Annotated in this window: 20 protein-coding genes; 17 read left to right on the forward strand and 3 right to left on the reverse strand. The window is 52.6% G+C overall.

Annotated features, from left to right (window positions below):
- The first annotated feature begins 26 nt into the window (after positions 1–26).
- Positions 27–1,445, forward strand: a complete 1,419-nt coding sequence (locus C812_RS02975; RefSeq protein ID WP_016311200.1) for a polysaccharide deacetylase family protein — start codon at positions 27–29, stop codon at positions 1,443–1,445.
- 83 nt (positions 1,446–1,528) lie between these two features.
- Here the strand turns inward: C812_RS02975 and ilvD are convergent, their stop codons facing one another.
- Both ilvD and C812_RS02985 read right to left on the reverse strand, forming a co-directional pair.
- On the reverse strand, positions 1,529–3,214 hold the full coding sequence (ilvD, locus tag C812_RS02980) for a dihydroxy-acid dehydratase (RefSeq protein WP_016311201.1): 1,686 nt from the start codon (positions 3,212–3,214) through the stop codon (positions 1,529–1,531).
- Positions 3,215–3,401: 187 nt separating this feature from the next.
- Positions 3,402–3,668, reverse strand: a complete 267-nt coding sequence (locus tag C812_RS02985; protein WP_016311202.1) for a KGG domain-containing protein — start codon at positions 3,666–3,668, stop codon at positions 3,402–3,404.
- Positions 3,669–3,876: 208 nt separating this feature from the next.
- Between C812_RS02985 and C812_RS02990 the strand changes: the two genes are divergently transcribed.
- Positions 3,877–4,659 (forward strand): HAD family hydrolase, encoded by a 783-nt coding sequence (locus C812_RS02990; protein ID WP_016311203.1) that lies wholly within the window; start codon positions 3,877–3,879, stop codon positions 4,657–4,659.
- A gap of 14 nt (positions 4,660–4,673) precedes the next feature.
- Positions 4,674–5,423 carry an NAD-dependent protein deacylase gene (locus C812_RS02995; protein WP_016311204.1) on the forward strand — a complete coding sequence of 250 codons (750 nt, stop codon included), beginning with the start codon at positions 4,674–4,676 and terminating at the stop codon, positions 5,421–5,423.
- Between the two features lie 30 nt (positions 5,424–5,453).
- On the opposite strand, the gene C812_RS03000 is transcribed toward C812_RS02995, so the two are convergent.
- Positions 5,454–6,317, reverse strand: a complete 864-nt coding sequence (locus tag C812_RS03000; RefSeq protein ID WP_016311205.1) for an AraC family transcriptional regulator — start codon at positions 6,315–6,317, stop codon at positions 5,454–5,456.
- Between the two features lie 177 nt (positions 6,318–6,494).
- Here C812_RS03000 and C812_RS03005 point away from each other — a divergent pair, with 177 nt between their 5' ends.
- The 14 genes from C812_RS03005 to C812_RS03070 all read left to right on the forward strand — a co-directional run bounded on the left by C812_RS03005 (position 6,495) and on the right by C812_RS03070 (position 22,808).
- Positions 6,495–7,670, forward strand: coding sequence for a galactokinase (locus C812_RS03005; RefSeq protein WP_036624274.1), 1,176 nt, complete (start codon positions 6,495–6,497; stop codon positions 7,668–7,670).
- 5 nt (positions 7,671–7,675) lie between these two features.
- The gene (gene galE, locus C812_RS03010; RefSeq protein WP_016311207.1) at positions 7,676–8,662 is read left to right on the forward strand and encodes a UDP-glucose 4-epimerase GalE; all 987 of its coding nucleotides are present in this window, start codon (positions 7,676–7,678) and stop codon (positions 8,660–8,662) included.
- A 12-nt stretch (positions 8,663–8,674) separates the two neighbouring features.
- Complete coding sequence (locus C812_RS03015; RefSeq protein ID WP_016311208.1) at positions 8,675–10,252, forward strand: UDP-glucose--hexose-1-phosphate uridylyltransferase; 1,578 nt, start codon at positions 8,675–8,677, stop codon at positions 10,250–10,252.
- A 191-nt stretch (positions 10,253–10,443) separates the two neighbouring features.
- Positions 10,444–11,607, forward strand: coding sequence for an iron-containing alcohol dehydrogenase (locus C812_RS03020; RefSeq protein ID WP_016311209.1), 1,164 nt, complete (start codon positions 10,444–10,446; stop codon positions 11,605–11,607).
- 144 nt (positions 11,608–11,751) lie between these two features.
- Complete coding sequence (locus C812_RS03025) at positions 11,752–12,282, forward strand: NfeD family protein (RefSeq protein WP_016311210.1); 531 nt, start codon at positions 11,752–11,754, stop codon at positions 12,280–12,282.
- Between the two features lie 24 nt (positions 12,283–12,306).
- Positions 12,307–13,893: a flotillin family protein gene (locus C812_RS03030; protein WP_016311211.1), complete on the forward strand. Its 1,587-nt coding sequence runs from the start codon at positions 12,307–12,309 to the stop codon at positions 13,891–13,893.
- Positions 13,894–14,083: 190 nt separating this feature from the next.
- Positions 14,084–14,929 carry a glucose PTS transporter transcription antiterminator GlcT gene (gene glcT / locus C812_RS03035; RefSeq protein ID WP_016311212.1) on the forward strand — a complete coding sequence of 282 codons (846 nt, stop codon included), beginning with the start codon at positions 14,084–14,086 and terminating at the stop codon, positions 14,927–14,929.
- A gap of 235 nt (positions 14,930–15,164) precedes the next feature.
- Positions 15,165–17,240: a glucose-specific PTS transporter subunit IIBC gene (gene ptsG / locus C812_RS03040; protein WP_016311213.1), complete on the forward strand. Its 2,076-nt coding sequence runs from the start codon at positions 15,165–15,167 to the stop codon at positions 17,238–17,240.
- 130 nt (positions 17,241–17,370) lie between these two features.
- Positions 17,371–17,646, forward strand: a complete 276-nt coding sequence (locus tag C812_RS03045; protein WP_009224359.1) for an HPr family phosphocarrier protein — start codon at positions 17,371–17,373, stop codon at positions 17,644–17,646.
- Complete coding sequence (gene ptsP, locus C812_RS03050) at positions 17,639–19,351, forward strand: phosphoenolpyruvate--protein phosphotransferase (RefSeq protein WP_016311214.1); 1,713 nt, start codon at positions 17,639–17,641, stop codon at positions 19,349–19,351. The genes C812_RS03045 and ptsP overlap by 8 nt, the downstream gene beginning before the upstream one ends.
- 372 nt (positions 19,352–19,723) lie before the next feature.
- On the forward strand, positions 19,724–20,362 hold the full coding sequence (locus C812_RS03055) for a 50S ribosomal protein L25 (protein WP_016311215.1): 639 nt from the start codon (positions 19,724–19,726) through the stop codon (positions 20,360–20,362).
- A gap of 177 nt (positions 20,363–20,539) precedes the next feature.
- Positions 20,540–21,271, forward strand: coding sequence for a DsbA family protein (locus C812_RS03060; RefSeq protein ID WP_244268269.1), 732 nt, complete (start codon positions 20,540–20,542; stop codon positions 21,269–21,271).
- A gap of 44 nt (positions 21,272–21,315) precedes the next feature.
- Positions 21,316–21,762, forward strand: a complete 447-nt coding sequence (locus C812_RS03065) for a disulfide oxidoreductase (RefSeq protein WP_028538902.1) — start codon at positions 21,316–21,318, stop codon at positions 21,760–21,762.
- 137 nt (positions 21,763–21,899) lie between these two features.
- The gene (locus C812_RS03070; protein WP_016311218.1) at positions 21,900–22,808 is read left to right on the forward strand and encodes a hypothetical protein; all 909 of its coding nucleotides are present in this window, start codon (positions 21,900–21,902) and stop codon (positions 22,806–22,808) included.
- Positions 22,809–22,833 lie beyond the last annotated feature (25 nt).

Below are 22,833 nucleotides of genomic sequence, written 5' to 3' on the forward strand. Positions count from 1 at the left end.
TGATCATAGAAAAGTGGGGAAAGCATATGGAGACTTTGCTGCTATGGTTACTTTATATCTCTACGCTGTACGCTTTTATACCCGGATTGATCACTCGGATTTTCGGTTTTCGCGTATTCAAGCGCGGGATCAGCGAGAAGGCGTTTGCGCTGACATTCGACGATGGTCCCGATCCGAAATATACTCCACAGTTGCTTGATTTGCTCAAGCGCCACGGAGCGAAAGCAACGTTTTTCCTCGTTGGTTCCAATGCGGAGAAACACCCCGAATTGATTAAACGGATGTACGAGGAAGGTCATTTGATCGGGTCGCACAATTATGTGCACAAGACCAATTGGCTTATGGGGCCGTCGGCTGTTAAGAAGCAGATTCAGAAGACGAATCAGATTATCTATGACGTGACGGGCTTCAATTCTCATTACTATCGTCCGCCGTGGGGCATTGTCAACTTGTTTGATTTTGCGAACCGCGGCAAAACGCAGATCGTGTTGTGGTCGGCGATGTTCGGCGATTGGCGGGTTAAGGTCGGCGCTGACCGATTAACGGAGCGGATGTTGAAGAAGCTGCGAGGCGGCGAGGTCTTTCTCCTGCACGACTGTGGTGCTACCCTAGGAGCGAACACCGGAGCGCCGGCGGAAATGCTGATCGCGCTCGAGCGGGTGTTGAAGGAAGCGGATCGCCGCGGATTGCGAAGCATCCGCATTGATGAACTGATTCAGGTGACGGAAGAGGCCAAGCTTCAAGGCAAACAGGAAACGGCAACGCCGAAGGGGAGAACGCCAGTGAAGATTACCTGGTTGAAGCGATGTATCGTAGCCATATGGCTCGTATGGGAGAAGATCTTCCACATCCTTTTTCAATTGAAAACTCCCGAACCGGAGGATCCATTCCTTCATTTTCGAGTTCGATCCTATCACGGAGAGCCGGTGGAAATGAACAATGGGAAGACCTTACAATCCGGGGATCAGGTGATGGAGCTTCATTTTGACAACAAAAAATTGTTCGAGTATGGAACTCGTGCCAGAACAAGCGTGCATTTGGCGATTCAAATGATTCGTAAAGTGGAGAAGACGTTACCCCTCTTTGCAAAATATGTGATTGAGCATCCTGAGCTAAAAGAAGTTAAGGCGCTATATGGGGTCAGCATGATTAACCGGGGACCGGAGCAATTTGGGTTTATCATTACAGATTTGCCGAAGGGCTGGTTTGCCAGCTCGACGAAGATCTATTTGAAATTATTAATGAGTGTTATTCACCCTGCCGGTACCTCGAGATTAAAAGAGCAACCTCAAGAGCTGGTACCGAAGATGATCGTGATGCCGATGGATGTGCTGTTGGAACGGTTCGCCGAGAACGGCTCGCATCGCAGCAATCCTACGGTTGATGAGAAGCCGGAAGCCGTGGAAGAGGAGTCTTTGCTTAGCGTATCCTTGCCTACGCGTTAATCGTTCTGATCAATTATTTAGTAAGAAAAAAGGCCGTATCCGAATCGAATATGATTCGGGTACGGCCTTTTGAGTTAGGCTCGTTAAATTTTCATTACGCCGCCGGAGCTGGCGTTGGTGACTAGTTTGGAGTAACGGGCCAAATAACCGGTTTTCACCTTTGGCTCAAAGCCTTTCCAATTTGCTTTGCGACGTGCAAGCTCTTCATCGCTGACATGCAGCTCGATTTTGCGGTTATTCAAGTCAAGCTCGATGATGTCGCCGTCTTCCACGAAAGCGATTGGACCGCCTTCAGCAGCCTCTGGTGAGATATGACCGATACTGATCCCGCGGGAAGCGCCGGAGAAGCGTCCGTCGGTAATCAGACCAACCTTCGCGCCCAGACCCATGCCGACGATCTGCGATGTTGGAGCCAGCATTTCCGGCATACCTGGACCACCCTTAGGTCCTTCATAACGGATGACGACAACGCAACCTTCTTTGACTTTGCCGTTTGCGATCCCTTCGAGCGCTTCTTCCTGCGAGTCGAAACAGATGGCCGGACCTTTATGGTATCCGCCAACCGAAGGGTCAACAGCACCTACCTTGATCACCGAGCCCTCCGGCGCCAGGTTACCATATAGAATAGCCAGACCGCCTTTCTCGGAATGCGGATTGTCGATCGGACGGATGACGTTATGGTCGAGGATTTCGCATCCGGCAACGTTCTCTGCCAGCGTCTTGCCGGTTACGGTGATTTGATCACCGAAGATCGCTCCCGGCTTCTTCAACAGCTCGTTGAGCACAGCGCTGACGCCGCCAGCCCGATGTACGTCCTCGATGAAGATATCGGAGGCCGGAGCCAGCTTCGCAATATGAGGCACGCGGTTTGCCACTTCATTAATCCGTTCCAACGGGTAATCGATCCCTGCTTCTTGGGCCAAAGCCAGCGTATGGAGAACGGTGTTCGTGGAGCCGCCCATCGCCATATCGAGCGCAAAGGCGTTGTCGATCGATTCTTTTGTTACGATGTCACGTGGTTTCAGATCCATTTCGATCAGCTTCATCAACTGTTGTGCCGACTTCCGGACGAAATCCCGGCGTTCTTCGGCTACAGCAAGGATGGTGCCGTTCCCTGGCAATGCCAAGCCCAGCGCTTCGGCCAGACAGTTCATCGAGTTGGCCGTGAACATGCCGGAACACGAACCGCAGGTCGGACAGCCGTATTGTTCCAGTTCGAGCAAGTCCTTGTCGCTGATTTGTCCAGCTTGGTGGGCACCCACGCCTTCAAAGACGGAAGTCAAGGACAATCTGCGTCCTTTGCTGTCGACGCCGGCTTTCATTGGGCCGCCGCTGACGAAGACCGTCGGGATATTCACACGCAAAGCACCCATCATCATCCCTGGCGTAATTTTGTCGCAGTTCGGAATGCAGACCATTCCATCGAACCAGTGAGCCGAAACCACGGTTTCAAGCGAGTCGGCGATGATTTCCCGGCTTGGCAGGGAATAACGCATCCCGATGTGCCCCATCGCGATCCCGTCGTCTACGCCAATGGTATTGAATTCAAACGGAACGCCGCCCGCTTCGCGGATTGCCTCCTTCACGATTTTACCAAACTCTTGTAAGTGCACGTGCCCAGGCACGATATCGATATAAGAGTTGCAGACCGCGATAAACGGTTTGCCGAAATCTTCTTCCTTCACGCCTGCAGCACGCAGCAAGCTGCGGTGCGGCGCACGGTCGAAGCCTTTTTTGATCATATCAGAACGCATTTTCTTGGCTGGCATGATCTCCGATCCCCCCATAATTCATTATAGTTTTGGAGCTTTACACCGCTAAAGGTTTTCTCTAAAGTCTATCACAAGTGGTTATGATTTTCTAGTTATCGATCACAGGAAAAAGCAAGGGGACAGGAGCGGATCGGTTCTATGAAAACAAAGAGAATCTCCGGGGGTTCCGGAGATTTCTTATGACTTACGCTTGAATTCCAGGTTTGCTGCGGGCGATCCCGCCTTTACGGCCGATTTCCCGGTAAAAGCCTTTATCGTGCTTCTGGGATGTCGCCTCGCCGCCCTTTTGACCGATTTCCTGATAAAATTCGCGGTTGTGGGTTTTCGAGGTCGCTTCGCCGCCTTTTTGCCCGATTTGCTTATAAAAGGCTTTGCCGTGGTTTTTGGCCGTGGCCAGTCCTCCCAGACGTCCGGCTTCTTCCCGGGTCATTTTGCTTTGGCTTCGTGCCATCGAATCCCTCCTTGGATTTTATTTTGGAGTACGTATGTTTTATTTACCACGGATTCCCATGTTGAAACGGATTTATCTAAAATTTTAAGAAAACGCCAAAAGATCCCTATTAATCATAGGAATGAAAGAGATGTATTTTTAGAGTCGACGCAGCCCACATCTGTGAAAATGGTATAATAAGGACAATGTTGCGGAAGGGGGAGCGAGGATGGCCACGATTGAAGTACGCGGGCAACAAGCAGCTTGCAAGGCCATTTTGTTCGATAAAGATGGAACGTTGTTGAATTTTATGGGGCTATGGGGCAGCTGGGCCGCGGTGTTAACCGATCTGATGGAGCGGAAGCTGGCCGAGTTGGGCTCTCAGGGCGGGTTCAACAAATCCACGCTGCTTGGCCTTCAAACGGATGAGCGGAACCGGGTGATCGGTTACGACAAAACCGGTCCGGTTGCCATGGGGACGGAAGAAGAGATTATCGCGCTGCTGGCCTCGACGTTGTATGCCGCAGGCCTGCCCTGGAATGAAGCGATCACGGCGGTTCGCGAATTAAATAGTGCGGCCATGGCGGAGCTTAAGCGGCGGCGGGAAGCGGTGCCGTTGCCCGGGCTGCGCGACTTTGTCCAGAGTTGCCGAGAGGCGGGAGTCAAGCTGGCAGTGGTCACCTCCGACTCGACCTCGGAGGCGCTGGAGCATCTGAAATGGCTTGGCATCCGAGATGCCTTTACCAGTGTGGTCGGCCGAGATCGCGTCGCCCGAGGCAAGCCTGGGCCGGACATGGCGCTGCTCGCCTGCCGTGAGCTGGGGCTTTCGCCCGGTGAAGCGGTGGTTATTGGCGACAGTAACGCCGATATGCAAATGGGGAAGCGTGCGGGCGTCGTGATGAATATCGGCGTGGCGGAGGAGTATGGCGAAAAAGCCCAGGATGCAGTGGTTTATTTACGGGACGCGGACGTCATAATATCCAATTATCGTGAGTTGACGATACATCCATAGGAGGTTCAAAGCGGATGAGCAAAGAGATCGACACGTTGGCAGCATGGATGGAGGAGAGTTCAAACATCGTCTTCTTCGGAGGGGCTGGAGTATCCACCGAAAGCGGAATTCCTGACTTTCGTTCGGCAGCCGGCATTTATCAGATGGAGAATGCGTCGCCTTATCCACCGGAGGAGATTTTGAGCCGGAGGTTCTTCGATCGGCATCCGGACGTATTTTTCGATTTCTATAAGACGAAAATGCTCCATCCGGAAGCTCAGCCCAACGCCGCACACCGCTGCTTGGCGGAGCTGGAGCGAGCAGGGAAGCTAAGCGCCGTGGTGACGCAAAATATCGACGGGCTCCATCAGCAGGCGGGCAGCCGACGCGTACTGGAGCTGCACGGATCGGTGCACCGCAATACCTGCATGGAGTGCGGTCGTACCTATATGTTAAAGGATGTCATGGACAGCGAAGACGTCGTGCCGTACTGCAACTGCGGCGGTATCATCAAGCCGGATGTGGTGCTGTATGGAGAGAGCCTGGATGATCAGGTCATCCAGGACACAGTAACGGCGATTGCCCGTGCCGATTTGCTGGTGATCGGCGGGACCTCGCTGACCGTGCAGCCCGCAGCGCATTTGGTCACCTATTTCCGCGGCGAACGGACGGTGCTGATTAACGCCTCGTCCACTGCGTATGATAACCGGGCTGACCTCTTGATCACCGAGCCGATTGGCGAGGTGCTGGGGGCCGTTGCCCGGAAGCTGGGCCTATCGGAGTGAGACAGGACTCGCGAGTTAAGCGACGAGCCCTCACTCCTTCGCGGGATTCCGCGTAACCGCACGGCGATACTCGCTTGGCGATTCGTTATGGAACCGGCGGAACTGCCGTGAGAAGTAGAGCGGATCGGTAAGGCCGACCGAAGCGGCAATCTGTTCGATCGACAGCTCGGGACGTTCGCGCAGCAGCTGGCGGGACTTATCAATTCTCAGCTTCAACAGGTAGGTGACGGGGGTGAAGCCCGTTTCTTTTTTGAATATCCGTGATAGATAAGCTCGATTATAGCCCAAGGATGCGCACATCTGCTCGATGGAGACCGGATGCGCGTATTGGCTGGCCATATAATGAATCATTTGCTTCACGATTCGCTGAACACCCGATTCACCTGACGGCAGCGCCGAGGCCATGCCAAGCGTCTCTTGGGCTTCGGCCATAATTTGGTGCAGCAGCCCCAGCGATAGCAGATGGGAGCTGTTTTTTTTCGCTTGGAAAGCTTGTAACACGCTGCTGAGCAAGGCAGGGATCGGGCTGTCCCCGTCTTGCCGGAACACTGGCTGCTGCGGTGTGAAGCCAGCTCGTTTCACGAGTTCGGCCGCCTTCACACCGGTGAAGGCGATCCAACGGTAACGCCAAGGCTCGGTCACATCGGAAGCATAACTGACGAGCTGATCGGGGAGAATCAGGAAGCCATTCCCTTTACTCAGCTCATAGGAAGCGGATTCGGTTCGGAACGTGCCCTTGCCTTGCTCTACGAAGTGCAGGAGGTAATAATCATAAATTTTCGGGCCCAATCGGTGATCGGGGAGAGTTTGACTTTCGCCGGCGAACAGAACATGCAGCTCATCGGTCTCGATCAAATCCGGGTTGGCGGCCGCGCTGTAAGTTTCTTTAAGCATGGGAGGGTCTCCTTTGGATAAAGGGACGGGTAACGCCCCATAAGACTTCGCTCCCATTTTACTCTGAAAAGTCACATTTATCTATATTGTTCTCGCAAAGTTGCATTATCAACGCAAAGCGATTTCATTATACTGGATACAAGGATTAAAGATTCCATGACGATGGGGTGTACGTTGATGAAAAAGCAGGAAATGGAACAATTGTTTATATCCAAATACGGGGAAAGCGCTGAGCCGATTCGCGTATTTAACGCCCCGGGACGGGTGAACTTGATCGGTGAGCATATTGACTACAACGGGGGGTATGTCTTCCCGGCTGCATTAGAATTTGGGACGACGCTGGCGGTCCGCAAGCGCTCCGACGGCAAAGTCGCTTTTGCTTCCAGTAACCTTCCGTACACGGCAGAGCTGGCATTGGAAGAGCTGGGCACAAGCAAAACCGGAGAATGGATCGACTATCCGATCGGCGTTTACGTGGAGCTGAAAAAGCTGGGGATCTCGCTTACCAGCGGGTATGATCTCTTGTTCCACGGCGAAATTCCGAACGGTTCGGGCCTGTCCTCCTCCGCCTCGATTGAAGTGGTTACGGCTTTGGCACTCGTGAGCATGGAAGGGAAAGAGCTCGATAAGGTGGAAATCGCTCGGTTGTCGCAGCGGGCTGAGAATCAATACGTCGGCGTAAACAGCGGCATTATGGACCAATTTGCAGTGGCGAACGGGGCGAAGGACCATGCGATCCTGCTGATGTGTGACACTTTGGAATACAAGCTGGTTCCGTTCCGGACAGGTGCGTATAAGCTGGTCATCGGCAATACGAAGAAACGCCGCGGGCTGGTTGACTCGAAATACAATGAACGGCGGTCGGAATGCGATGCAGCGCTGGAGATTTTGCAGAAGCGTGAGCCGGGCTTGCAGTTCCTGGCTCATCTGAAACCGGAGCAGTTGGAGCAGTGGCGGGGAGATTTTACGAACGAAGTGCTGTACAAACGGGCCAAACACGTAGTGGAAGAGAACGCGCGCGTGTTGAAATCGGTGGATGCGCTGAGCGCCAACGATCTGAAGGCTTTTGGCGAGCTGATGAATGCCTCGCATGATTCGCTGCGGGATTTGTACGAGGTGAGCTGCCTGGAGCTGGACGTGATGGTAGAGGAAGCCCGTAAGATTGAAGGCACCTTGGGTGCTCGGATGACCGGTGCCGGATTTGGCGGCTGCACGGTATCGCTGGTACATGAAGATTCGGTAGAAAAGTTCGTGTCCGAGGTTGGCCGGGCTTATCAAGAGCGGACCGGGCTGGAAGGCGAATTTTACGTGTGCGGCGTAGGCGACGGCGTGCATGAGATGAAAGGGGAGTAATCCGCATGGCGATATTGGTAACGGGAGGAGCCGGTTATATCGGTTCGCATACGGTAGCAGCGTTGCTGGAGCAAGGTAGAGAGGTTGTCGTGATCGACAACCTGCAGACTGGACATCGCGAGGCGTTGCTCGGCGGTAAGCTGTACGAAGGGGATCTGCGTGATAAGCCGCTGCTGGCCAAGTTGTTCGCCGAGAACGAGATTGAAGCGGTTATTCATTTTGCCGCGAACTCTCTGGTTGGGGAGAGTATGAAGGATCCGGTGAAATATTTTGACAATAACGTGTACGGGACGCTTTGTTTGCTGGATGCGATGGATCAGGCGAATGTACGAAAAATCGTGTTCTCTTCCACGGCGGCAACCTATGGTGAACCGGAAAAAGTGCCAATTGAAGAGAGTGATCCAACCCGGCCAACGAATGTCTATGGGGAAACCAAGCTGACGATGGAACGGATGATGGCCTGGTTCGATCAGGTGCTGGGGATCAAATACGTGTCCTTGCGTTACTTCAACGCAGCCGGTGCCCATGAGAGCGGCAAAATCGGTGAGGACCATCGCCCGGAAAGCCATCTGATCCCGTTGATCATTCAAGCGGCATTGGGACAACGTCCATCCATTCAGGTGTTTGGTGATGATTACAACACGGGGGACGGTACCTGCATCCGTGACTATATCCACGTCAGCGACTTGGCCGATGCCCATCTGCGCGCGGTGGATCATTTGCTTAGCGGCGGGGAGAGCGATGTATTTAACCTTGGCAACGGGCAAGGTTTCTCGGTGAAGGAAGTTATCGAAACCGTGAAGCAGGTCACCGGCCGTGACTTCCCGGTTGTCATCAGTCCGCGCCGTGCCGGCGATCCGGCGGTGCTCATTGCTTCCTCGGACAAAGCCCGCCGCGTGCTGGGCTGGAATCCGACCCGCAACAAGTTGTCCAGCATCATTGAAAGTGCATGGCAATGGCATAACAGCCATCCGAACGGCTATAACGACTAAGGGGTGTTATGGATGGGAGTCGAAGAGAAAAGTCGTCAAGACGCGCTTCATGCGATTGAACGGCTGGTGAATTATGCGCTCGAACAAGGCTTGATCGATTGGTGGGACGTGGACTATTCGCGTAATCGTCTCCTAGAGTTGTTCGCCTTTGATGAGCCGTACGCCGGTGAAGTGGCGACAGAGGCGCTGACTGGACCACAGGAACCGCTTGAGATTCTAATCGATTACGGGCTTGCCATCGGTTTGATACCGGAAAACACCGCTACGTACCGCGATTTGCTGGATGCAAAAATCATGGGCCTGCTCATGCCGCGCCCGTCGGAAACGATCGCTGCCTTCCGCAAAACGGAAAGTGAGCAGGGAATTGCCGCCGCGACCGACGCCTTCTACAAACTGTCGGTAGCCAGCAATTACATTCGGATGGACCGGGTGCGCCAGAACATCTATTGGGAGCAGCCCACACCGTTTGGAGACATGGAAATCACGATCAATCTGTCCAAACCGGAGAAAAATCCGAAGGAAATCGCGATGGCTAAGCTGCTGCCCCCTCCGGTATATCCAAAATGTCAGCTGTGCCGCGAGAACGTGGGGTATGCTGGACGGTTGAATCATCCCGCCCGCCAGAACTTGCGAGTCATTCCGCTGACGTTGAATGGAGAGCCGTGGTTTTTCCAATACTCGCCTTACGTCTATTACAATGAGCATTGTATCGTGTTCCACCACGATCATGTTCCGATGAAGCTGACCCGCGATACGTTTAAGCGGCTGCTGGAATTCACGACGTTGTTCCCGCATTACTTCATCGGTTCCAACGCGGATCTGCCGATCGTCGGCGGGTCGATTCTGACGCATGATCATTTCCAAGGGGGACGCCACACATTCCCATTGGAAAAAGCACCAGTCGAAGCCGTCTATGCGCATCCGGACTTCGCCGGTGTTACCGTCGGCAGGGTGAAGTGGCCAATGTCGGTGCTGCGAGTAAACGGTCAGAACCGGGAAGCCGTGTTGGAAGCGGTAGATCATCTGTATGAGAAATGGAAGCACTACAGCGACCCGTCGGTTGGCGTCTTCGCCTTCTCCAAGCAGGAGGGGGAATCCGTGCCGCATAACACGGTGACGCCGATTGTCCGCCGCAGCGCGGACGGCGGGTATGAAGCAGACATCGTCCTGCGCAATAACCGGACGGATGAGCAGCATCCCGAAGGAATCTTCCATCCGCACCGCGAGATGCATCATATCAAGAAGGAGAACATCGGCCTGATTGAAGTCATGGGCGTTGCCATCCTGCCGGGCCGGTTGAAGGAAGAGCTGGCGGCGGTTGCTGACATTCTGAGCGGTGATCAGGCGCTGTATCAGCAAACCGTATCGGAACCGAATGCCCGCTTGGCCGTGCATGCGGACTGGGTGAAGGAACTGGTGGCACGCGTGGGCATGTCGCTGGGGCGTAAAGAGGCCGAAGCGCTGCTGCGTGATGAGGTGGGCAAGAAGTTTGCGGAGATTCTTGGACATGCCGGCGTATTCAAAGCGACGCCGGAAGGACATGAGGCGTTCGAACGCTTTGTGGAATCGATCGGGTACCGCAAACGTTAAGGCATGGATCGGAACAAAGGAGAAGGGTCATTCCAAGCTGTGAAGGTTTGGGTGATCCTTTCTTTTTCTGTTTGGCTTGTTGTTACAGTTAGAAGTATAATAGTTTGGGAGTTCCAAGAGGTTAGTAATAACACTATTGCTTAGTAGAAACACTACAATGATATAACCTAAATTTAAGGAGGAGTTACAGGATGGACAATTTCGTATTTCATAATCCAACGAAGCTGATCTTCGGTAAAGGCCAGCTGGAGGCGCTTCGGAACGAGGTGCCGGCTTACGGCAAAAAAGTGCTGCTAGTCTACGGCGGCGGCAGTATTAAACGCAGCGGGCTGTATGATCAAGTAACGTCCATTCTGCGCGAAATTGGCGCCGAAGTGACGGAGCTTGCAGGCGTTGAACCGAACCCGCGTCTGTCGACGGTGCATCGCGGGGTTGAGCTGTGCAAATCCAACGGCATCGAGCTGATTCTTGCCGTTGGTGGCGGCAGCGTTCTGGACTGCGCGAAGGCAATTGCCGTCGGGGCGAAATACGACGGGGATATGTGGGACTTCGCAGAGCGCAAAGCTGTGCCGAAGGACGCTCTGCCGCTTGGTACGGTGCTGACCATGGCTGCAACCGGCTCCGAAATGAACGGGAACTCCGTGATCTCCAACGAAGTGACCAAGGAAAAGCTGGGCTGGGGCAGCAAGCTGGCTTATCCGGCATTCTCCATCCTTGATCCGCAGTTTACGGTGACGTTGCCGAAAGATCAAACGGTATATGGCATGGTGGATATCATGTCTCATGTATTCGAGCATTACTTCCATCCGACGCCAAACACGTTGCTGCAGGATGAGTTCTGTGAAGGGCTGCTGCGGACCGTGATTGAAACGGCACCGAAGCTGGTACAGGATTTGGAAAACTACGACCTTCGGGAGACGATCCTGCTGTGCGGTACGCTTGCGCTGAACGGCGTGCTGAACATGGGTTTGTCGGGAGATTGGGCGACTCACAACATTGAGCATGCCGTGTCGGCGGTTTACGATATTCCGCATGGCGGCGGTCTGGCGATCCTGTTCCCGAACTGGATGAAATATAACTTAAAGCACGATGTTACCCGCTTTAAGCGTCTGGCGGTCAACGTCTTCCATGTTGACCCTGCGGGCAAGAGTGATGAGGCAGTGGCGCTTGAGGGGATTGAAGCGTTGCGTTCCTTTTGGAACTCCATTGGCGCACCAAGCCGCTTGGCGGATTACGACATTGACGACAGCCAGTTGGAAGTGATGGCCGATAAGGCGGTCCGCTTTGGTCCATTTGGTAACTTTGCCGTGCTGGATAAACAGGACGTGCTCGAAATTTATCGGATGTCGCTGTAATCGCCTTTTCCGAAATAGTTACTCCACATAACCGGTCTTCCGATTTGCGTCGTGGGCCGGTTTTTCTTTTTTTGAAACATAATTCACCAATTTACGTATTTAATTGTAGAGTTCAACAATATTTTGGGTAAAGGGAGGAACGGGATGGAAGCGCTGTTTTGGGGTTGTTTTATCGGCGGTGCTTTGTTTGCCGTTATCAGCGCTGTGCTTGGTGACTTGATTGGAAGCTGGCTGGATGGCATCTTTGATTTCTTGTCCGCCGATTTTCTCAAGCCGATCATCACGGCCTCGGCGATCACGTCCTTTGGCGGAGCCGGCATTTTGCTGGACCGATATTCCGGGCTTGGCACAGCTGCTGTAGTGATGTTAGCCATTGTGATTGCCGTCCTGCTGTCTGTTCTCGTCTATTTCGTCTATGTGAAGCCGATGGAGAACAGCGAGAATTCCACGGGATTCTCCGAATCGGAGCTGCCCGGTAAAATTGGTGAAGTCACGGTGCCTATTCCAGCACAAGGATTTGGCGAAGTGATGGTGAAACAGGCAGGCGGCAATTCGCTGCATATCGCTTCCAGCTGGGATCGGAAGGAGATTCCCGCCGGAACCGCCGTTGTCGTGATCGAGACGGCGAAGGACGGGACCGTCCAGGTTTCCGAGCTTTACCCCCACCCGATGTAGTACCAATTAAAGAAGAGGGAGCTGATGTCATTGTTCGAAGGTGTTGCTGATTTCCTACTCATCCCTGGGATCGTGATTGCAGTCATCATCGTGCTTGGGCTGGCATTTTGGGCAAGATACAAAACGGTGGGTCCCGATGAAGCAATGATCGTGACGGGGTCTTTTCTAGGGAACAAAAACATTTCCGACGACCAATCCGGCCGCAAAATCAAGATTGTGCGCGGCGGCGGGGCGTTTATCTGGCCGATCTTTCAGAAAGCCGAGTTTCTATCGTTGCTGTCTCATAAGCTTGACGTGATGACACCGGAGGTCTACACCGAGCAGGGGGTCCCGGTATCTGCGGACGGCGTGGCCATTATTAAGGTAGGCAGCTCGGTTGAAGACGTCGCAACAGCAGCGGAACAATTTATGGGCAAGCCGATTGAGTCGCTGAAGGGCGAGGCACAGGAAGTGCTGGAAGGTCATTTACGCTCCATCTTGGGTTCGATGACCGTTGAGGAAGTGTATCGTAACCGCGATAAGTTCGCTCAGGAAGTGCAAAGCGTTGCAGCCCGTGATCTGAAGAAAATGGGGCTGCAGATCGTCTCGTTCACGATCAAGGACGTTCGAGATAAGCACGGTTACCTGGAGGCGCTGGGGAAACCGCGGATCGCTGCAGTTAAGCGGGATGCCGACATTGCCGAGGCCGAAGCTCAACGGGATGCACGAATCCAGAAGGCGTTGGCGGAGGAAGCTGGGCAGAAGGCTGAACTGGTCCGCGATACGAACATTGCCGAGGCAGAGAAGGAGAAGGAGCTGAAGGTGGCGTCCTTTAAGAAAGAGCAGGATACCGCCAAAGCCGAAGCCGACCAAGCTTATAACATTCAGGAAGCTCGGGCGAAGCAAGTGATGGTCGAAGAGCAGATGAAGGTTGAGCTGGTACGGAAGGAACGGGAAATCGATCTGCAGGAGAAAGAAATCATCGTCCGTCAGAAGCAACTTGAAGCCGAAGTTAAGAAAAAGGCTGAGGCGGACCGCTATGCCGTCGAGCAAGCAGCAGAAGCAGAAAAAGCCCGGAAGATGCGGGAAGCCGATGCGTTGCAATACTCGATTGAAAAGCAAGCTAAAGCATCTGCTGAACAGAAGCGGTTAGAAGGTCTGGCGATTGCGGATGCCGAACGGGCGAAAGGGACGGCAGAGGCCGAAATCATTCGTCTGCGCGGCTTGGCAGAGGCCGAAGCGAAGGAGAAGCTGGCCGAAGCGTTCCAGAAATTCGGCGAGGCGGCAATTCTCGATATCGTCACGAAAATGCTGCCGGAGCTGGCAAGCAAGATCGCTGCACCACTGTCCTCCATCGACAAGCTGACCGTGGTCGATACGGGCAAGGGCGAGGGAGCTGCTCGCGTCAGCAATTACGTGACCGAGCTGATGGCTACAGCGCCTGATATGCTGAAGAGCGTCTCCGGAATCGAGCTCGATCGGTTAATCCAAAGTCTGACCAAAGGCAAAGTTGTCGCTGCAAAACCGGAGCTCGAGACGGCTTCCGTCAAGTCTGCAGCAGGCGCAAAAGTTCCAGATTCGGTTGTACTGGAAACTGCGGCCTCAAAGGCGGCGGACCCAGACCAAAAGTAGGGCCTAAGTTGGCTTGACAACTGCCCTCCATCCGTGTATCTTGTCCTAGGATATGAAGAAACTCGGCGTCCCGCTCCTCATGAGAGTGAGGACGCCTTTGAAATGCCTGGGAATCGGCTGACGGCGCCCTAAAAATCCATTATAATGGGCTTAACCGTTTTCGGAATATAGGAAAAGAGGTGCTACTGTTGTGAACAGCCTGCGCGTGGCCAAAGTGTTGAATAACAATGTCATCATCGCGAATCATCCGGAGCATGGCGAGGTCGTTGTCATCGGCAAAGGCATCGGATTTAACCGAAAAACGGGAGATTCCATTTCGCTGGAAGCCGTCGAGAAGATGTTCATCCTTACGAACCAGCAAGAGCAGGAGCAATACAAGCAACTCGTGCACCAAGTGGATGAGCAACTGATCGAGATCATCGGCGAAATTATTATGTATATTTCCTCAAAAACCCAAACCGAACTGAATGAGCATATTCATATCGCGCTGACAGATCACTTGGCGTTTGCGATTAAGCGGGCGGAGCAGGACATCGCGTTTCATAATCCATTTTTGTTCGAAACAAAGGAAATTTATCCATTGGAATATGAATTAGCGGAATACGCCATACGTTTGATTAAGGACAGGCTGGGGATTGATCTTGGTGAAGACGAAATCGGCTTTGTGGCGCTTCATATTAACAGCGCCATCACCAACCGTCATATCAGCGAGGTCCGAGGACATGCCCAGTTGATCGCCGATTTGGTAGGCATCATTGAGAAGGAGCTTCGCTTCTCCATCCTTCGCAACTCGCTGGACTATTCGCGTCTGCTCACCCATTTGCGATTTGCGATCGAACGGATACGGCGGGGCGAACAAGTGGGGGAAGTCCACAAGCTGGAACGGCTACTGAAAGAGGAATATCCTGTTTTGTATTCGCTTGCCTATAAATTGACAAAAGTTATGGAACAGCGCCTGAAACAGCCGGTTTATAAGGCAGAGGTTAGTTATTTAACCATGCATTTACACCGGGTGGCGCCGGCAAATCTTCAATAGCTTGCTTGCGCGAAAAAAGAAGGTCTGCTATAATTCCTAGTGCATTAAAACAACAACTTCATAATCACAATGTGTGACTGATTCGATCAGGCATGAGTTGATAGAGGTTTTTTTGGATTGTATTGGACGGTTACGGGGCATTATATCCGTAAGCGATCACGGTACAACACCAAAGACCTATATTGGCTCATGCCTGTTTTTGTTAGTCCACCATAGTAATTACAGGAGGGTATTTATGTTTAAGCGTTTGTTTGGGGTATTACAACGGGTAGGTAAAGCGCTGATGCTTCCGGTAGCTCTTCTTCCGGCGGCAGGCTTGCTGCTCGGGATCGGCAATATGCTGGTCAGCCCCGAGTTCTTAAACTTGGTTCCAGCTTTGGATAACCATGGAGTTCATGCTGTAGCTACAGTCATGATGAACGCCGGCCAAATCGTCTTTACGAACCTGGCCTTGCTGTTTGCAGTAGGCGTCGCCGTGGGTCTGGCTGGCGGCGAGGGGGTTGCCGGTCTGGCGGCCATTATCGGGTACCTCGTCATGAACGTGACGATGGGAACGGTTATTGGAGTAGTACCGTCGATGATCGGAACCGATCCAGCCTATGCCAATGTACTGGGGATCCCAACGTTGGCAACGGGGGTATTCGGCGGTATTATCGTGGGTATCCTAGCTGCCGCAATGTATAACCGGTTCTTCCGGATCGAGCTTCCGTCTTACCTTGGCTTCTTCGCGGGGAAACGGTTTGTGCCGATTATGACAGCGGCTACTTCGGTTCTGCTTGGGTTGCTGATGGTTATCATTTGGCCGCCGATTCAAACCGGATTGAACACGGCTTCCCACTTTATGCTGGAGCAAAACCGGACGTTGTCCGCGTTTATCTTCGGGGTAGTCGAACGGGCGTTAATTCCGTTTGGTCTGCACCATATCTTCTATTCGCCGTTCTGGTTCGAATTTGGCGAATACATCAATAGCGCAGGTCAGCTTGTGCGCGGGGACCAATCGATCTTCATGGCACAACTGCGCGATGGCGTACCGTTTACAGCCGGTACATTTATGACCGGTAAATTCCCGTTCATGATGTTTGGTTTGCCTGCCGCTGCGCTGGCAATTTATCACGAAGCTCGTCCAGAGCATAAGAAATATGTGGCCGGGATTATGGGCTCGGCAGCATTAACTTCCTTCTTGACGGGGATTACGGAACCGCTGGAGTTCTCGTTCCTGTTCGTTGCACCGGCGTTGTTTGCCGTTCATACGATCTTTGCAGGTTTGTCTTTTATGACGATGCATATCCTGGGGACGAAGATCGGGATGACCTTCTCCGGCGGTTTGATCGACTTCCTGATTTTCGGGGTGATTCCAAACCGGACGCCTTGGTGGAACGTCATCATCGTTGGTCTGATTCTGGCGGTCATTTACTACTTCGGTTTCCGTTATGTGATTCGCAAGTTTAACTTGAAAACGCCGGGCCGCGAAGATCAAGTTACCGATGAGGAAGGCGCGGGAGCTGGTGGAGCAACTTCGCAAGACGATTTACCGCATAACATCTTGTCCGCGCTGGGCGGTCAAGAGAACATCGTTCACTTGGATGCCTGCATCACTCGGCTGCGGGTGGAAGTGAAGGATAAAGCAAATGTCAGCAAGGATCAGCTCAAGAAACTAGGCGCATCGGGTGTGCTTGAAGTAGGTAACAATATCCAAGCGATCTTCGGGACACGTTCCGACACGATCAAGTCGCAAATTGCCGATATTATGAGCGGCAAGACGCCGCGGCCTGCGGCGAAATCGGAAGCGGTCAAGACTGAAGAGGTTAAACCTGCTGAAGTGGAACAACAAGCAGCCCAAGACGGCGATGCGATTATCAACGAAGACATCGTCATGCCGGTAAATGGTGAGCTGATGGATATTTCCAATGTACCGGATCCCGTGTTCTCCGAAAGAATGACCGGAGACGGATTCGCCGTGCTTCCGCACGACGGCGTGATTGGTTCCCCAGTTTTTGGGAAAGTGTTTAACGTCTTCCCAAGCAAGCATGCCATCGGCATCATGTCGGACGGCGGGAAAGAAGTGCTGGTTCACATCGGCGTAAATACCGTTAAACTGAAGGGTCAAGGCTTCAATGTACTGGTGAAGGAAGGGGATCTGGTCGCTGCTGGACAACCGATCCTGGAAGTCGATCTGGATTATGTGAAAGAGCATGCTCCATCCATTATTTCGCCAATCGTCTTCTCGAACTTGCCGGAAGGCGCGTCCGTGAAGCTGAACAAAACCGGCAAGCTGTCCAAAGGCGAAGCCGACATCGTCACTATTAAGTAAAGCTCCAATGCGCTGTCGTTTGATCGCGGCGGTGCATTTGGCATTGGTTCTCACGTTCCCTTACAATAGGGTAAGGAGCGTATTATATATTTTTTCTAAAATTATAATTCAGAAAGCGAGAGGATTAATCATGGAAAGAATGTTCAAAATTACGGATGAAGACGGAATTCATGCACGCCCGGCAACGGCTCTGGTGAACACTGCTAACAAATTCAAGGGGGCCGAATCCTTCGCTGAAGCCGGCGGCAAGAAAGTAACGCTGAAATCGATCCTCGGCGTACTGTCCTTGGGTCTGGAACAAGGCGATTCGCTCAAGCTGATCGTTGAAGGCGAAGAAGCAGAAGCAGCACTTCAAGCGCTCACCGAAGTGATGGTTAACGAAGGGCTTGGAGAAGTGAATGCTTAAGATTGAAGGCATTGCCGCTTCGGCTGGCGTGGCCATCGCCAAAGCTTTCAAGTTGGAACATCCCGACTATACGATTCATCGTCGGGATGCTTCCGATTCCGCTGCGGAATTGGCGCGCCTGGACGAAGCTCTGGCCAAATCTCAACAGGAGCTCGAAGCGATCAAAGAGCGCACGCTTCAAGAGCTTGGTGAGAAGAAAGCGGAGATTTTTGAATCCCATTTGTTGATTTTGAACGACCCTGAGCTGTTGACGCCGGTTCGCGATAAAATCACTGCTGAGAACGTGAGTGCGGAGTATGCTCTGAATGAAACCGCTAATGAATTCATCTCGATGTTTGAAAATATGAAAAGCGCCTACCTCAAGGAACGCGCAGCAGATATGCGAGACGTTACCAAGCGTGTGCTTACGCATTTGCTCGGACTGAACTACGTCAACCCGGCTGACATCAACGAGGAAGTCATCGTGATTGCGGAAGACTTGACGCCGTCGGATACGGCACAGTTGAATCGCAATTACGTTAAAGGCTTTACAACGAATATTGGCGGACGGACGTCGCACTCGGCAATCATGGCCCGCTCGCTGGAAATCCCGGCGGTTGTTGGTACCAAAGAGGTGCTGGATAAGGTAAACAGCGGCGATCTGGTGATCGTGGACGGATTGGACGGCAGTGTCATTATCAATCCGACCGAGGATGTTCTGAACGAGTACAAAGCCAAACGCGATAAGTACCTGGTGCAGATTGAAGAATGGAAGAAGCTGCGCGAGGTGCAGACGACGTCGAAGGACGGCGTTCACGTGGAATTGGCTGCGAACATCGGTACGCCTAACGACGTGACGGGCGTGCTGGAGAACGGCGGTGAAGGAGTGGGCTTGTACCGGACAGAATTCCTGTACATGGGACGCACAGAGCTGCCTTCGGAGGATGTTCAATTCAACGCCTACAAGACCGTGCTGGAAAAAATGGAAGGAAAACCGGTCGTTGTCCGCACGTTGGATATCGGCGGCGACAAAGAACTGCCTTATTTGAATCTGCCGAAGGAAATGAACCCGTTCCTGGGCTTCCGTGCGATTCGCCTGTGTCTGGAGCAGAAGGATTTGTTCCGCACGCAGCTGCGCGCTTTGCTTCGCGCCAGCGTATACGGTACCCTGCGCATCATGTTCCCAATGATCGCAACGTTGGATGAGTTCCGCGCGGCGAAGGCGCTGCTCCTGGAAGAGAAGGAGAAGCTGCAAGCCGAAGGCGTTCAAGTCTCCGACGAGATTCAACTCGGCATTATGGTGGAGATTCCTTCGACTGCGGTCTTGGCCGATCAGTTCGCCAAAGAAGTGGACTTCTTCAGTATTGGTACCAACGACCTTATTCAATATACGATGGCAGCCGATCGCATGAACGAACGTGTATCTTACTTGTATCAGCCATATAACCCATCGATTTTACGCTTGGTCAAAATGGTCATCGATGCAGCGCACAAAGAAGGCAAATGGGCTGGAATGTGCGGCGAGATGGCTGGCGATGCAACGGCAATTCCGTTGTTGCTGGGGCTTGGACTGGATGAATTCAGCATGAGCGCAACTTCGATCCTGCCGGCTCGTTCGCAAATCTCCAAGCTGTCCAAAGCAGATATGGAGCAGCTGGCAGCGAAGGCACTGCAAATGCAGACGGCTGAACAGGTCGTAGAGCTGGTTCGCTCGATCGAAGCATAATCTTTTCCAATTGATAAATAATAGGGTTTCCTCTTGAACCGGTGCCGTTAAGGCGCCGGTTTTTTCCTTTGGCGAGGCGATTCATGTGATGTTCCTTTGAGGACTGTTGGGGGTGTCTGGCCCTCTTTTAGATGATTATCCCGTTGCATCAGGGGGGTGGGGAACACCGCATAGCTCGGAACTAGGGGGATCAGCCTTTGATCGAACTCTATTTCTGAAGCAAAGGGATAACGGTGCAAAAGAGGCCAGAAGAGCATAGAACATTGAGAAGTTTAGTGGTGGTAAAAATGGGCAATATACGTTTATGGAGCTTATGCCATGGCAATCATGTCAGTGACGCAATAGGCACAATTTCAAGGAGGTTGTTGCAAGATGAGTACGAACCATCACACGTTTCAACTGAATGCTACGCCAAGAACGGATTTCCATCGTTCCACGCTGCGCAAGCTGAGACAACATGGACGTGTTCCTGCAGTTGTGTATGGAGCGGAAACCGAGAACCTCGCAGTTCATGTGGATGAGAAGGAGCTGTTGAAGGTTGTACGGACGGGAAGATCAGAATTTTTTGCTCTGAATGTCGAAGGGGGGCCAACCGTCCCAGCGCTGATCAAAGATGTTCAGCAACAGCAAGGGAAGATTTTGCATGTCGATTTTCAACAAGTGTCCAAAAACAAACCGATTCGCGTAAAAATTCCGCTGCATTATACAGGTACGGCTGCGGGAGCGAAGGTTGGCGGTGTATTGCAGATTCAGGAAACGGAGCTCGAAGTGGAGGGTTTACCGGATATTTTGCCGGCATCCTTGGAGGTCGATATTTCTTCGCTGGATGCAGGGGACAAGCTGATGGCTGGAGATGTGAAGCTGCCGGAAGGCGTGACGATGCATGCTCAGCCAGAGGAGTTGCTAGCTTCCATCGTGCTGCCACGGGTGGCTGATGCGGATTTGGCGAAGGAAGCCTCGGCTGACGGCGAACCTGAAGGAACGGTAGGCGCGGACGAAGCGAAGGAATAATCTAAGACGATCGCTGGATAGGAGTTTCTTTGAAGGGCTGCTTCTAATGCCTTGGGCGTTAGGGCAGCTTTTTTTAATGGGAATGCTCCAGCGAAGTTCTAGGCTCAACTTGACGAATCTTGCTTTTGTAACTAGAATGGTTGCAGGATAAAACGTATATTGAAAATGAACTATTATATGGAAAGAAGGGATCGCATGCCGCCGAAAACAACAAAGAACGCTTTGGCCAAGCGCAAAGCCGAACAACAAAAGCAGCAACAGCAATTAAAGAGGAGACGTCTGATCTGGTTTTCGACCGTGGGGTTGCTTCTGATTCTGATCATCGTTGTCTTGACGATTCAGCCGAAACCGAAGCCCGTCGAATTTGATTATGCTGCGCTGCCTGTGTTGGGACAAGCTGATGCCCCTGTTAAGATTGTGGAGTTTGGGGATTATCAATGTCCGTCTTGTAAACATGTTAATGAACTGATTAAGCCAGAGTTGGCGAAGGATTATATAGATCAAGGTAAAGTTGCTTTTTATTTCATGAATTTGCCGTTTATCGGTTCCGATTCGTTTACGGCCGCGCTGGCCGCTCAATCGGTGTATCATCAAAGCAATGAGGCATTCTGGACATATTTCGATGCGATTTTTGAACGCCAGGGGGAGGAGAACAGCGGTTGGGCTTCGCCTGAATTTTTGGTCAACCTGGCTAAGGAGCTGGAGTTACCCATCGATTACGACCTGTTGCAGAAAGATATCGCAGAGGCCACGTATCAGGACGAGGTGTCAGCGCATTTGGCTCGAGGAGACAAGCTGGGTGTAGACAGCACACCGACGTTCTTCATCAATGGGATCGAGTATGCCGGCAACCTTGGCGATTATGAGACGCTGAAGAAGACCATCGACAACGAACTGGCCGGAGAGTAAGACCTTCTAGTCAACCGAGGTTGAAAAAGGAGTAAAGAGGAGGAATGAGGACGATGCGGGGGTTTTTGAGGGACTACGGCATCTACCTCGCCTGGCTGGTTGCGATGGTCGCGACGGCGGGCAGCTTGTATCTAAGCGAAGTGCTGCATTATGAGCCGTGCCGGCTGTGCTGGTTCCAGCGGATCTTCATGTACCCGCAGGTCATTTTGCTGGGGATTGCTGCGTATAAGAACGATCGGCACATCATTCCGTATGTGCTCCCGCTCAGCATCATTGGCGGCATGATCTCCATTTATCATTACAGCGAGCAAAAAATCCCGGCGTTAGCCAAGCTGCTTCCCTGCAAAATTGGCGTTCCTTGCAACGTCGATTATCTTGGGCAAGGCTGGCTCGGATTTATTACGATTCCGTTCATGGCGCTGGTTGCCTTCGTGCTGATCGTCCTGTTCTTATTGGCCGCTCGCGAGGGCAAAGAAGTTGAGGAACAGTAAGGAATTAGGAAGAGGCAAGCTCTCCGTCTTAAGGAGGCTGCCTCTTTTTTGCGCTTTTGCGAAGCGTTCGCGTAAATTGCTTTGCGATGGCAACCTTTTAAAGAGTTAAGCCGTCTGTGTATGTGGGGGTGCTTATCATGACAAACATGAGTTTAAAGAAACATAGATGGAAGAAGACCGCCGGCTGGCTGGGAATGATCCTGCTTGTGATTTCGTTGACCGCTTGTGCCGGGAACAGTGCTGAGCCTGGAATGAATGCTGGCGGTGAAACGAATGAGAACCAGACGGAGACAGGCAACAACTCACCCGATGACGTCGCAGCCGAAACGAAGCAGGGGACGGGAACGTTTGTTGGTTTGATTGACAACCACTCTGCGGAGATTGAGGTGGAGGGGACGCCAACGGCTTTTCAAATGGATGAAACTATAAGCGCGGCGGCTCAGAGTCTGGAGCGAGGCACGCCGGTGTCATTCGAGTATGTGGAGCGGGCAGTGGAAGGCGATGCTGCGCTGAAGCAACTCGTCTTAACGAAGCTGGAAGCGTCTCCTGTCAAAGAGGCTACGGACTCCGGTGCAGCATCGGATCTGCCGGCGGAGAAATCGATTGAGCTTGAGCTGGAAGGCATGAAAGAGACGAAAACGGCCACTTTGCAGCGGGGCGACGGCTACGCAATTTATATGTTCGACATCTTCTCCTTTGATGCCAAAACCAACAAGCTCATGATGAATTACGACCCGGATTATCATGTGATCATTTCCAAGCTGCCTGCCGATTACAACATCGAGGAGCTGGCCAAAGCAGCCAAGAGTGAGATGTCGAAAATCGGTGACGTGGAGCAGCGCAGCGGCGATCAGCTCTACGAAACGATGCGTGATGCGGAGCTGTTCCTGATCGCCCAAGGCAAGGGGCTGACCCAGCAGTATATCGTCAAGAACATCGGCGGGCAGGGATTTGCCTTTCTGCTGAATCAACCGGTTGGCGAGGCATCGGAAGGCTTTGGTCCGCATGCGTTCGCATCGATCAACGCCGTTGTGGCAACAAATTAATTATGAATGAAACCGTCCGCGCTGG

The organism is Paenibacillus barengoltzii G22 (assembly GCF_000403375.2).
GTDB classification, from domain to species: Bacteria; Bacillota; Bacilli; order Paenibacillales; family Paenibacillaceae; genus Fontibacillus; species Fontibacillus barengoltzii.

Excerpts from the sequence above, each read along its gene's own strand:
- C812_RS02995 (WP_016311204.1), top strand. The coding sequence starts at position 4,674 with ATGAGCAAAGAGATCGACACGTTGGCAGCATGGATGGAGGAGAGTTCA.
- ilvD (WP_016311201.1), bottom strand. The coding sequence starts at position 3,214 with ATGCCAGCCAAGAAAATGCGTTCTGATATGATCAAAAAAGGCTTCGAC.
- C812_RS03055 (WP_016311215.1), top strand. The coding sequence starts at position 19,724 with ATGAGTACGAACCATCACACGTTTCAACTGAATGCTACGCCAAGAACG.
- ptsP (WP_016311214.1), top strand. The coding sequence starts at position 17,639 with ATGCTTAAGATTGAAGGCATTGCCGCTTCGGCTGGCGTGGCCATCGCC.
- C812_RS02990 (WP_016311203.1), top strand. The coding sequence starts at position 3,877 with ATGGCCACGATTGAAGTACGCGGGCAACAAGCAGCTTGCAAGGCCATT.
- C812_RS03005 (WP_036624274.1), top strand. The coding sequence starts at position 6,495 with ATGAAAAAGCAGGAAATGGAACAATTGTTTATATCCAAATACGGGGAA.
- C812_RS03015 (WP_016311208.1), top strand. The coding sequence starts at position 8,675 with ATGGGAGTCGAAGAGAAAAGTCGTCAAGACGCGCTTCATGCGATTGAA.
- galE (WP_016311207.1), top strand. The coding sequence starts at position 7,676 with ATGGCGATATTGGTAACGGGAGGAGCCGGTTATATCGGTTCGCATACG.
- C812_RS03060 (WP_244268269.1), top strand. The coding sequence starts at position 20,540 with ATGGAAAGAAGGGATCGCATGCCGCCGAAAACAACAAAGAACGCTTTG.
- C812_RS03025 (WP_016311210.1), top strand. The coding sequence starts at position 11,752 with ATGGAAGCGCTGTTTTGGGGTTGTTTTATCGGCGGTGCTTTGTTTGCC.
- C812_RS03030 (WP_016311211.1), top strand. The coding sequence starts at position 12,307 with ATGTCATTGTTCGAAGGTGTTGCTGATTTCCTACTCATCCCTGGGATC.
- ptsG (WP_016311213.1), top strand. The coding sequence starts at position 15,165 with ATGTTTAAGCGTTTGTTTGGGGTATTACAACGGGTAGGTAAAGCGCTG.
- C812_RS02985 (WP_016311202.1), bottom strand. The coding sequence starts at position 3,668 with ATGGCACGAAGCCAAAGCAAAATGACCCGGGAAGAAGCCGGACGTCTG.
- C812_RS03000 (WP_016311205.1), bottom strand. The coding sequence starts at position 6,317 with ATGCTTAAAGAAACTTACAGCGCGGCCGCCAACCCGGATTTGATCGAG.
- C812_RS03070 (WP_016311218.1), top strand. The coding sequence starts at position 21,900 with ATGACAAACATGAGTTTAAAGAAACATAGATGGAAGAAGACCGCCGGC.
- C812_RS03045 (WP_009224359.1), top strand. The coding sequence starts at position 17,371 with ATGGAAAGAATGTTCAAAATTACGGATGAAGACGGAATTCATGCACGC.
- C812_RS03020 (WP_016311209.1), top strand. The coding sequence starts at position 10,444 with ATGGACAATTTCGTATTTCATAATCCAACGAAGCTGATCTTCGGTAAA.
- C812_RS03065 (WP_028538902.1), top strand. The coding sequence starts at position 21,316 with ATGAGGACGATGCGGGGGTTTTTGAGGGACTACGGCATCTACCTCGCC.
- C812_RS02975 (WP_016311200.1), top strand. The coding sequence starts at position 27 with ATGGAGACTTTGCTGCTATGGTTACTTTATATCTCTACGCTGTACGCT.